Source organism: Nostocoides jenkinsii Ben 74, from assembly GCF_001046875.1.
Classification (GTDB): Bacteria; Actinomycetota; Actinomycetes; order Actinomycetales; family Dermatophilaceae; genus Nostocoides_A; species Nostocoides_A jenkinsii.
Genome location: NZ_HF571038.1, coordinates 3734236 through 3744649 on the forward strand (window position 1 = coordinate 3734236; position 10414 = coordinate 3744649).

Genomic DNA, 10414 nt, shown 5'->3' on the forward strand with positions numbered 1-10414 from the left:
ATCGCCGACCTGCAGGCGGCTCGGGCCGCCGAGGCGAAGGCCAATGATGACCTGGAGGCAACGTCCGCCGAGTTGGCCGACACCCGTGACGAGGTGGACGGATTCGCGGCCCAGCTCTATCAGGAGCAGGGGATGGGCTCGTTCTCTCTCACCCTGGGAGCCAGCGACGCGCAGGATCTGGCCGACCGGATGGCGATGGCCGACAACGTCGCGGACATTCAGCAGGGAGCCATCGAGCAGCTCTCCGCCTCGACTGCCGATCTGACGGCCAAGCAGGCTCGACTCCAGGCGGCCCGCGACAAGGTTGCCCAGCTCCAGCGCGAGACCGAAGCTGCCGCAGCGGCGGCCAAGGCCGCTCAGGGGCAGGCCGAAGCCGCACAGGCCGAGTTGGAGTCGTTGATCGCCGAGCAGGCGGCGGCGGCGGACAAGCTTGACGCCGAAGCAGCCAAGGAGAAGCAGCGGCTCGTTGACCTGAAGGCCGACTCGGATGCCCTCACGGCCAAGCTCGCCGACATCGGGAAGCAGCAGGCGGCGGCAGAGGCTGCGGCGGCGGCCCCGCCCCGCCGGCCTCCGGCGGCTTCCTGTCCGCGCCATCGGCGGGATGGATCTCCTCGGAGTTCGGCTTGCGTTGGCACCCGATCTTGCACTACTGGCGCCTGCACAGCGGCCGCGACTATGCCGCCGGTTGCGGCACCCCGATCTATGCCGCCGCCGATGGCACGATCGTCAGCGCGGGCTGGGGCGGTGGCTATGGCAATCAGGTGGTCATCTCCCACGGCATCCAGCGCGGGGTGTCGCTCGCCACGACCTACAACCACATGTCGCAGATCGTTGACTATGGCGGATCGATCCGGCGCGGTCAGCTCGTGGGCTATGTCGGCACGACAGGCCTCTCCACCGGCTGCCACCTGCATTTTGAGACCCGCGAGAACGGAACGCCGGTCGATCCGCGCAACTGGCTCTGAGTCAGGTTGTCGGTGCGGCCGGGTAGCGTAGGCGCGTGGCGAAGGAAACCGGGCGCAAGCTGATCGCGAGCAATCGCAAGGCGCGACACGACTACCACATCGAGTCCACTTATGAGGCCGGCATCGCGCTGATGGGGACCGAGGTCAAGTCCCTGCGGATGGGACGGGCCTCCCTTGTCGACGGCTATGCGGTGTTCTACGGTGACGAGCTCTGGCTCGAGGGCGTGCATATTCCCGAGTACTCCTCGGGCACGTGGACCAACCACACTCCCCGGCGGCGGCGCAAGCTGCTGCTCAACCGGCTGGAGTTGGACAAACTGCTTGCCGCCACGCGGGAGTCCGGCAAAACCATCGTCCCGCTGTCGCTCTATTTCTCTGACGGTCGCGCCAAGGTCGAGATCGGCCTCGCCAAGGGCAAGAAGGAATACGACAAGCGGCACGCCCTGCGCGAGCGGCAAGATGCCCGCGAGACGGCCCGCATCCTGCACTCCCGGGAGCGCGAGTGAGTCGCTCCCTTGGTCGTATGCCGCGCGGCATACCCCTGTTCGCGACACTCCTGATGCTGCTGGCCGCGCTGGGGATCGGCCTGGCCGGCCCTGCTGCAGCGCGCAATGTTGCCGCCGCGCACTTCGGTCAGGCCGCGGCGGCAGGGTTCGTTGCCGCCGACGGGGAGGTGGTCGGGGACTATCAAGTGGACATCGCCCTGGCCGAGGATGGGTCTGCACGGATCACCGAGACCCTGACCCAGGTCTTCCCCGAGGGGCAGGAGCGCCACGGGATCACCCGCGACATCCGGGTGCGGGCCGGGTATCAGAATCGCGACGACGTCTACCACTACTACCAACTCACCGATCTCGAGGTCTCGTCGCCGACGGGGGCGCCGGCCGACGTCAGTGAGAGCGACTACGGCGCCTACGTCCATCTGCGCATCGGCAGTCCGGAGGAGACCGTCACCGGCACGCAGACCTATGTCATCGCCTACACCATGGCCCACATCGTCAACGAGATCGATGCCACGCATGCCGAGTTCGTGCACGACGTTGTGGGTGCGGCCAACGAGCAGACCTACGACAAGGTGACGGCCCGGGTCACGTCGCCCGGGACGGTGTTGCGCGTCGGCTGCAACTACGGCCAGGTGGGTTCGGATTCGTTGTGCGACAGCACCCTTGGCGACCCGTCGACCTTCAGTCACAGCGGTCTGGCCCCGGGCGAGGCGATGACCGTCGCGCTGTCCATGGACCGCGCGGCCTTCGGCGACCTGACTCCCGACCTGGTCTCCGATTCGACGGCCAACGAAGACCCGACCTATGCCGACAACTCCGACATCTCGCCCGCCGCCGCGCAACTCCTTGGTCGGCTCTTTGCCGGGATCGGGGTATTCCTGCCGCTGCTGGCTGCGGCCGCGATGTCGATGCTCGTGTGGACGCGCGGTCGCGACGAGGCGTATGCCGGGCTGACCCCCGGTCTGTCGCCCGGGGCCGGCGAGTCCAGCCCGACCGTCCGCCAGTCGCGCCCGGGCACGATCGCCGTCCAGTTCAACCCGCCACCTGGCGTGCAGCCGGGCATGGTCGGCACGCTGATCGACGAGGAAGCCAACACCGTCGACGTCACCGCCACAATCCTCGATCTCGCCGTCCGCGGCTATCTGTCCATCGCGGAGACGCAGAAGCGCTTCGGTCGCACCGACTGGATGCTGACCCGCTCCGCGCCCCCGGCTCATGCCGTTGCGTTGAGCACGTATGAGGAAATGTTGGTCGAGGCGCTCTTTGCCCAGGGTGATTCGGTTCGCCTGAGCGACCTCAAGAACACCTTTGCGTCGACCCTGGCCTCGGTGAAGGGGTCGATGTACAACGAGGTCGTCCGACGCGGCTGGTTCCGCAGCTCGCCGCGGTCCCAGCGGGACGCCTGGGGTGGCTTCGGGGCTGCGCTGATGCTGCTTGGCGTTATCTCGCTGTTCTTCCTCGGGACGGTCGTCCCGGCCGCGGTGCGCCCCATACCCGGCGTTCCGATCTCGGGCACCGGCATCCTCGCCGGTGGGCTGTTCGTCAGCGGGCTCATCGTCCGCGCCCTCGGCAAGCGGATGGCCTCGCGCACGGCCGAAGGCACCGCGGTCCTGACCCAGTCACTGGGCTTCAAGCAATATCTCGTTACCGCCGAGGCCAACCAGATCCGCTTCGAGGAAGCGCAGGACATCTTCTCGCGCTACCTGCCCTACGCCATCGTCTTCGGGGTGGCCGACAAGTGGGCGAAGACGTTTGACGAGGTCGCCGCGGCGGCGGCCGCGGCGGGCGTGACCATCGCCCCGCCGATCTGGTACGTCGGACCCAGCTGGGGGACCGGTGGGTTCTTCGACGGGATCGCCACCGGTGCCGACTCGTTCTCGACTCAGGCCGCCGGCACCTTTATCTCGACGCCGGGTTCGTCAGGCACGTCCGTCTTCGACGGCGGCGGAGGCGGATTCGGTGGGGGATTCGGGGGTGGCGGGTTCTCCGGCGGCGGTGGCTCCGGTTCCTCCGGAGGCACTTGGTAGCTGACGCCTGGTAGCCGACCACCTCGGGAATGAACTTGGGGACGGCGGCGTTGCGCGGCATACTAGTGCATCCGGCGCGTCAGCGACGGTTTGACAACTCCACAGCGATGGGTCTGCCCACATCTCGGGGGTGATCGGTTTCGACATTGGTCGGTCATCCAGGGGAAGCGGGTCGAGGACGCACGGTTATCTCGTCAACGCTCCGTGCAAACCAATAGGTGCCAACTCCAAGCGCACCGACTTCGCCCTCGCCGCCTGAGCGAGCCCGAAGTCCGTTGGCCTATGCGTGATCTCGGCATAGTCACCAGCGTCATCTAGAGATCTTGCTGCGCGTCCCTCGTCGGGGGGAGGCGTGGGACTCTAATCCGACTGAGCCTGTCGGGGAACGTGTGCGCGCGAGCCCCGGGGCCGAGAAAATCCAGAGCGCACTGCACCCGGAGAAGTCCTGGTTCATCGTCAGTGGACGCGGGTTCGATTCCCGCCACCTCCACGAACGCCCCGTATGCCGGGGTGAACCACCTCGCGCGGCGACGCCGCGTGACGTGGGCCGACCCATCGCTGATCGGAGTTGGCTCCGTCCCAGTCGCGGTCGCAGTGGTCCCGGTCGAGTCCGGCAGGTCCTGTCCCGTCAGGCGGACGGTAGGTCGAAGGCGAAGCGATCGCCGTCGCGCCGGAAGCCCAACCGTTCGTAGTACGGCGCCACCATCCCGGGTGCGGTCAGGACCCGATTCCACCCGGCAGTCCGCAGGGCATCGCTGGTCTGGAAGACATATTCGCCGGGGGAGAAGTCCCGGAAGGCCCGGGTCACATAGTCGAGTTCGATCTGGCCGACGCCGTCGCCGGTGTCCCGGCCGATGATGACTCCGGCCGTCTCGTTGCCGTGCTGGACGAGGAAGGCCGATCGACCCGCGCTCGCCTCGGGGCGGAAGTCAGGGAAGAACTTCGCGATGTCGGCCGCCGAGATCCTCAGGAAATGCTGCAAGTAGGTGTCGTCGCCCCGGACCGGCAGCACCGCATAGGCGGACGTCCCCTCCTCGCGCAGCAGCTTCACGATGAACCAGATGTTGATCGCGGCCAACACGGCGTTCATCGCAACCATCGGCCAGACCTCGATGCCGGCGTTGAACACCAGCAGGATGAGGGTGGCGACGAGATTCAGCCAGCGCAGCCGCAGGATGCGGGTCTGCATGACCGAGACGATCAGCAGCGCCGATCCGGCCCAACCGAGGGCGTCCAGAGCGGACATCAGGCCGTCAGGCCCAGGCCCAGCGAACGACCACCGAGGCGGTCACGCTGTTCTCGCCAGCCTCGACCGGCATCCCGCCGGAGACGGCCATGGCCTGGTCCATGCGCATCGACGCCATCGGCACCACGGGAGCACCGGAGGGGGAGTCGATGAGGAAGACGACCTTGCCGAGTTCGCGGCCGGCGAGCACGGCATACTGATGCGCCTTTGCCTTGGCGTCGGCGAAGGCATTGTCCCGAGCGGTCGAGAGGAGCGTGCCCGGTTCACTGAGCTGCACGGCAATGTTGTCGATCGTCAGGCTGTTGCCCGCCGCGGTCGAAAAGGCCGTGATGAGTGGACCGACCTGGTCGCGATCACGGACGCGCAGACGCAGGGACTGGCCCGCGATATAGCCGACGACCTTCACACCCTGGTTGTCGTACTGCGGATAGACGCTCGCGCCGGTGGTCTGCAGGTCCCGGCCGGCCACCCCAGCGTCGCGAGCGGCAGCGACGATGGCGGCCATCTTGTCGTCCGCCTCGCCGAGTGCGGTCGCCACGGTGTCACCGGGGCAGCGCACGCCGAGGTCCAGCGCGACGACGTCGGGGGCGGCCGACGCCGTGCCGGTGCCGGTCATCTCCACGAAAGCATCCATGGGCGGCAGGGTAGTGCCCACCTCCCAGCGAATCGAAACGCTCGCCGGGATGACGGATTCGCCGCTCTCGACGGGGGTCCCGGCATACTCCTTCGCGGCCGCGCGCAAGAAGCCACCCTGTCGTGGTGCGTCGAGAGCACCGCACTCGATCACCGTGTGCGCCCGGCCGAGGGTGAGATGAGCCAGGCTCGCCCATTGCGAGGCTCGGGCGCGGGAATCGCGGAAGGCGTCCTCGCGGGCCTGCTCCGCCAGGTGCAGGTCGTCCCCGATGGTGCTCGAAAGGTTCTCCAGGACGAAGTGGTCGCCGGCCGCCTCGGCCAAGGTCGTGATCAACGTCCCGGCCCGGTCTGGTTGCCGCACGCGCAGACGCAACGAGGTCGTCGCCTGAAAGTCCGCGGTCGGGCGGCCCTCACGGTCATACACCGGCACCACCCGACCACCGGTCGTCTGGCGATCCCGGGCAGGCAGGCCCGCTTCGCTCGCGGCGCCGATGATCCGCCGAGCGGCCGCGTCGGCGTCGCCCAGCGCCTCGGCCACGCTTGGCCCGATGGCCCGGGCCGACACGTCAAGAGTGATGACGTCGGGGACCCCGGCCGCGGAGCCCGATCCAACGCTGTCGATGAATGCCGTCATGGCGGGCACGGTAAGGCCTAGGCCGCCTCGGCGCGGATTTCGGTCCGGAGGCTCGGGTGAGGCACATTGGTGCAAACCTCGTTTCCCCGATCTCTAGGCGTCACTCGTGCTTGCTCGCGTCCCTCAGCGGGTGCTGGTCTTCTTGACGGTGGCCGCGCTCCTGGCCAATGCGTATGCCGTGTTCACGCCCTCATCCGGCCCGCCCCTGCCGATTCCGCAGATCGACAAGGTCGTGCACTTCGCGATCTTCGCCGCCCCGACCCTGTTAGGTCTGCTCGCGCGGGCGTCACGCCGCGGCTTCGTCGCCGGGATGCTGACGTATGCCGCGCTCACCGAGGTCATCCAGGGGCTGTTCCTCTCGACACGGTCCGGGTCGGTCTATGACCTGCTCGCCGACGCGCTGGGGATCGCGGTGGCGACGTGGATCGCGGGACGGCTGGCGCGGCATACGGGAGGATAGGGACATGACCGGGCATGCGGACTTGACGGGGAAGCTCCTGGTCGCGACTCCGGAGATCAGCGAGGGAGTTTTTCGCCGTAGTGTCGTGTTGCTGCTGCATCACGGCGAGGACGGGGCTCAGGGGATCATCCTCGGTCAACCCCTCGACACGCTGGTCTCCGCGCTCTTGCCGACGTGGTCGGAGCCGGTCCTCGATGATCCGCACGCCTACTTCGGCGGTCCCGTGCAGACCGACTCGGCCCTCGGGGTGGCCGCCCTGGTCGAGGGCCGCGGGGACACCGGCGTCGCGCGCTTGTATGGCGATCTTGGCCTCGTCGATCTCGACGCCGATCCCGAGGTGGTCACCAACCAGGTGTCGGCGATGCGCGTCTTCGTTGGGTATGCCGGGTGGTCGGCCGGACAACTGGAGGGAGAAATCACTTCTGGGAGTTGGTTTGTCGTGGACCGACGACCGGGCGACGTGCTGCACGAGGCGGGACCCGCGTTGTGGAGTCGGGTGCTGGCCCGCCAGCCCGGCCCCCTCGGCTGGATGGCGACCTATCCGGACGACCCCAGCCTGAATTGACCGAGGGCTGAATTGATCCGGGCTCGGCGAACTAGGATGGCCGGTCATGAGCCTCGACCAGCCACCGCCCGGCGAGCCTGGCGGCCCCTCGACCGCGACCTCCGTTCTCGAACGCGCGGAGACGCTCCCGCAGGTCCAGGAGCCCGGTGATCACGAGCGCTTCTCCCACTATGTGCGCAAGGAGAAGATCCTGGAGTCGGCGCTGTCGGGCGAGCCGGTCGTTGCGCTGTGCGGCAAGGTGTGGGTGCCTGGCCGCGATCCCAACAAGTTCCCCGTGTGCCCGATCTGCAAGGAGATCTACGACGGACTGCGCGCTCCTCAGGACGGCGAGGAGTAGCTGACCAGCAGGAATCCAAGTTATTCCGCGAATCTGGTCCCAAATCGGGAGCCTTTCGGTTAGGTTCGGTACGCCATACGGTCCCCCTGGGGAACCGTCGAGGGGAACTGAAAGGAACACCACAGACATGTCACGTCTTCGTCTCGCCGTCGCCGTTCCGGGCGCCGCCTTGCTGGCACTGGGTATGGGAGCCCTGCCGGCCAACGCCAAGGCCATCGGGGCCACGGACTCCGGCGCGAGCCAGGCCTGCGTGAGCGGCTCGTCCGCCCGCCTTGCCAAGGGCAGCCACGCCGCCGACCCCAACTCCGCCAGCGCTGCCGAGGTCGCCGCCGCCGAGCGGATGTTCGCCAACGCCATGGCCAAGAAGGGCCTCCACGTCGACGCCAACGGTCGCGTTCTGGACAAGCTCGGTCGCCAAGCTCCCGCCGCGACGGTCAAGGTCTACTTCAATGTCATCACGTCCGGTAGCACGGGCAATGTGACCTCGACTCGGATCAACAAGCAGATGGCCGTTCTGAACAACGCGTTCAAGAGCGCCGGGTTCACGTTCAAGTTGATGGGCGTCAAGCGCGTCAACAACTCCAGCTGGTACAACGTCTCGCCCGACTCTCCCGCGGAGTCGGCGATGAAGACGGCGCTGCGCCAGGGCGGCACTGACGCCCTAAACGTCTACACCGCCAACCTCGGCGGCGGGCTGCTCGGCTGGGCGACCTTCCCGTTCGACGGCAACGCCTCCGACAAGATGGACGGCGTCGTCCTGCTCAACGCCTCCCTGCCGGGCGGTTCGGCCACGAACTACAACCTCGGCGACACCGCCACCCACGAGGTGGGCCACTGGATGGGTCTGTGGCACACCTTCCAGGGCGGCTGCAACAACCCGGGTGACATGGTCAAGGACACCCCGGCCGAGGCCAGCCCCGCCTTCCAGTGCCCGACCGGTCGGAACACCTGCCCCGCGCCGGGGATGGACCCGATCCACAACTTCATGGACTACACCTACGACTCGTGCATGAACATGTTCACGGCCGGTCAGAAGGCGCGCATGAAGGCCATGTGGAACACCTACCGCGGCTGATGCCATTCGGCTGATCCCGGTCTGAGATCAGTGGTCTGAGATCACCGGTCAGGGATCACTATGACCGCGCCCCCATCGCTTCGGCGGTGGGGGCGCGGTCGTGTGTCGGAGCTTCGGTGTCCGTCGTCGCGTGTGTTGGCGTCCCGCGTCAGGCGGTCTCCGTCACAGCCCGAGCCAGGAGGGGGCCGGTGCGGCGATGGAGGTGGGTGCGCAGCGAGATGGCGGTGTTGGCCCGGATCACCTGACTCGTGCCACTGTGGCGTGAATTGGGTTCGCGGCGAGTATTTGCGCTGGTCAGCGGCTTGCCCCGGTGGGGGTTGACACACTAATCGGGCCGGTAGGGTCGTTGGTCGTGGTGTTTGTGCGGAAGGTCCCGACCGCCTCGGGGGCCACAGCGGTGCAGATCGCCGAGCGAGTTGGGGACCGCGACAGCGTGATTGAGCACGTGGGCTCGGCACGCACGCCGGCGGAGCTGGTCGCCCTGCTCGAGGTCGCGCGGGCACGGGTGCACCCGGGCCAGGGCGAGCTGGAGTTGACGCTGCCAGCGGGCCCGTTCGGGCATGGGGTGATCACCGGCAAGCGGTGCGCGCTGCTGTGGCAGGTCCTCACTGGCGGCTACCGCGAGCTGGGGTTTCACGCGGTGGGTGACGACGCGTTCGAGCAGATGGTCCTGGCCAGGATCGTCGAGCCGACGTCCAAGGCGGACTCGCTGCGGGTCTTGGAGGAGATCGGGGTCGAGCACGCGTCGCTGCGCACGATGTTCCGGTCGTTGAAACGCTGCCAGGCTCGCGGGTACCGCGACACCTTGGCAGCCGCTTGTTACGAACACGCCTCCACCGCAGGGGATCTGTCGCTGGTGTTGTATGACGTGACGACGTTGTACTTCGAGGCTGAGGATGAGGACGCCCTGCGCAAGGTCGGCTACTCCAAGGAACGCCGGGTCGACCCCCAGGTCCTGGTCGGGCTCCTGGTGGACCGGAACGGGTTCCCCCTGCAGGTCGGCTGCTTTGAGGGCAACAAGGCCGAGAAGGCCACGATCATCCCGATCGTCACCGCGTTTGCCGCCCGGCACAGCATCGAGGGCATGGTCGTGGTCGCCGACGCGGGGATGCTGTCCTCTGCGAACCTGCGTGAGCTCGACGAGGCGAAGCTGAGGTTCATCGTGGGCTCGCGGGTGACCAAGGCCCCGATCGACCTGGCCTCGCACTTCCGCTGGCACGGAGACGCGTTCACCGACGGTCAGGTCATCGACACCCTCACCCCACGCCGGGGTCGCAACACCGACAACGACCCCGCGCTGCGGGCCGAACCGGTGTGGGCGCCCGGCGAGCACGACGGGTCGTGGCGGGCCGTGTGGGCGTACTCCGCGAAACGCGCAGCCAGGGACTCCAAGACGCTGACCCTGCAGGAGAACCGGGCCAAGGCCGTCGTCGCCGGCGAGAAGGCCGCCCGCACACCCCGGTTCGTCAAGACCAGCAACGGCGCCCGCACCCTGGATGAGGCGTCACTGGCCCGGGCGCGCCGGCTCGAGGGCCTGAAGGGCTACGTCACCAACATCCCCACCGAGCTGATGCCCGCGGGTGAGGTCATCGGCTCGTACCACGACCTCTGGCAGGTCGAGGCGTCGTTCCGGATGTCCAAGAGCGACCTACGTGCCCGGCCGATCTTCCACCACACCAAGGACGCGATCGAGGCCCACCTGACCATCGTGTTCGCCGCGCTGGCCATCTCCCGGCGGCTTCAAGACCAGACCGGGATGAGCATCAAGAAGGTCGTGCGCGCGCTCCGCCCGATCCAGCAGATCACCCTCACCATCGGCGGCCACCCCTACACAGCGGCCGACCCACTCACCGACACCGCCCGCGACATCCTCACCGCCACCGGCCACGATCCCGCGACACACTAAATTGGCACGACTCGGGTCACAGCCCGAGCCAGGAGGGGGCCGGTGCGGCGATGGAGGTGGGTG

At 67.8% G+C, this 10414-nt stretch carries 11 protein-coding genes and 1 other RNA gene; 9 read left to right on the forward strand and 3 right to left on the reverse strand.

The window, feature by feature from the left end:
- Positions 1-594, reverse strand: a 594-nt coding sequence (locus tag BN13_RS19830; RefSeq protein ID WP_048548545.1) for a hypothetical protein, incomplete at its 3' end; no start/stop codon positions are given.
- A gap of 29 nt (positions 595-623) precedes the next feature.
- On the opposite strand from BN13_RS19830, the gene BN13_RS17825 reads away from it, so the two are divergent.
- The 4 genes from BN13_RS17825 to ssrA all read left to right on the forward strand — a co-directional run bounded on the left by BN13_RS17825 (position 624) and on the right by ssrA (position 3988).
- On the forward strand, positions 624-965 hold the full coding sequence (locus BN13_RS17825) for a M23 family metallopeptidase (RefSeq protein WP_053079846.1): 342 nt from the start codon (positions 624-626) through the stop codon (positions 963-965).
- A 35-nt stretch (positions 966-1000) separates the two neighbouring features.
- Positions 1001-1471, forward strand: coding sequence for an SsrA-binding protein SmpB (gene smpB, locus BN13_RS17830; RefSeq protein ID WP_048548547.1), 471 nt, complete (start codon positions 1001-1003; stop codon positions 1469-1471).
- Positions 1468-3495, forward strand: a complete 2028-nt coding sequence (locus tag BN13_RS17835) for a DUF2207 domain-containing protein (RefSeq protein WP_235434111.1) — start codon at positions 1468-1470, stop codon at positions 3493-3495. Before smpB ends, BN13_RS17835 begins: the two co-directional genes overlap by 4 nt.
- 126 nt (positions 3496-3621) lie before the next feature.
- Positions 3622-3988, forward strand: a transfer-messenger RNA (tmRNA) gene (ssrA, locus tag BN13_RS18960).
- A gap of 135 nt (positions 3989-4123) precedes the next feature.
- On the opposite strand, the gene BN13_RS17840 is transcribed toward ssrA, so the two are convergent.
- Together BN13_RS17840 and BN13_RS17845 are read right to left on the reverse strand one after the other, a co-directional pair.
- Positions 4124-4741, reverse strand: a complete 618-nt coding sequence (locus BN13_RS17840; protein ID WP_048548548.1) for a hypothetical protein — start codon at positions 4739-4741, stop codon at positions 4124-4126.
- A 7-nt stretch (positions 4742-4748) separates the two neighbouring features.
- Complete coding sequence (locus BN13_RS17845) at positions 4749-6008, reverse strand: SIMPL domain-containing protein (protein ID WP_048548549.1); 1260 nt, start codon at positions 6006-6008, stop codon at positions 4749-4751.
- A 106-nt stretch (positions 6009-6114) separates the two neighbouring features.
- Here BN13_RS17845 and BN13_RS17850 point away from each other — a divergent pair, with 106 nt between their 5' ends.
- From BN13_RS17850 to BN13_RS17870, 5 genes are all read left to right on the forward strand, one after another.
- The gene (locus BN13_RS17850) at positions 6115-6468 is read left to right on the forward strand and encodes a VanZ family protein (RefSeq protein WP_157038676.1); all 354 of its coding nucleotides are present in this window, start codon (positions 6115-6117) and stop codon (positions 6466-6468) included.
- Positions 6469-6472: 4 nt separating this feature from the next.
- A complete protein-coding gene (locus tag BN13_RS17855; RefSeq protein WP_048548553.1) occupies positions 6473-7033 on the forward strand; it encodes a YqgE/AlgH family protein in 561 nt (186 codons plus the stop codon).
- 46 nt (positions 7034-7079) lie between these two features.
- A complete protein-coding gene (locus BN13_RS17860) occupies positions 7080-7370 on the forward strand; it encodes a DUF3039 domain-containing protein (protein WP_048548555.1) in 291 nt (96 codons plus the stop codon).
- A 127-nt stretch (positions 7371-7497) separates the two neighbouring features.
- Positions 7498-8445, forward strand: coding sequence for a zinc metalloprotease (locus BN13_RS17865; protein WP_053079847.1), 948 nt, complete (start codon positions 7498-7500; stop codon positions 8443-8445).
- Positions 8446-8797: 352 nt separating this feature from the next.
- Positions 8798-10351: an IS1634 family transposase gene (locus tag BN13_RS17870; protein ID WP_048548557.1), complete on the forward strand. Its 1554-nt coding sequence runs from the start codon at positions 8798-8800 to the stop codon at positions 10349-10351.
- Positions 10352-10414: the final 63 nt, after the last annotated feature.

Coding starts and splice junctions, on each gene's coding strand:
- BN13_RS17840 (WP_048548548.1), bottom strand. CDS start 4,741: ATGTCCGCTCTGGACGCCCTCGGTTGGGCCGGATCGGCGCTGCTGATC.
- BN13_RS17845 (WP_048548549.1), bottom strand. CDS start 6,008: ATGACGGCATTCATCGACAGCGTTGGATCGGGCTCCGCGGCCGGGGTC.
- BN13_RS17855 (WP_048548553.1), top strand. CDS start 6,473: ATGACCGGGCATGCGGACTTGACGGGGAAGCTCCTGGTCGCGACTCCG.
- BN13_RS17860 (WP_048548555.1), top strand. CDS start 7,080: ATGAGCCTCGACCAGCCACCGCCCGGCGAGCCTGGCGGCCCCTCGACC.
- BN13_RS17865 (WP_053079847.1), top strand. CDS start 7,498: ATGTCACGTCTTCGTCTCGCCGTCGCCGTTCCGGGCGCCGCCTTGCTG.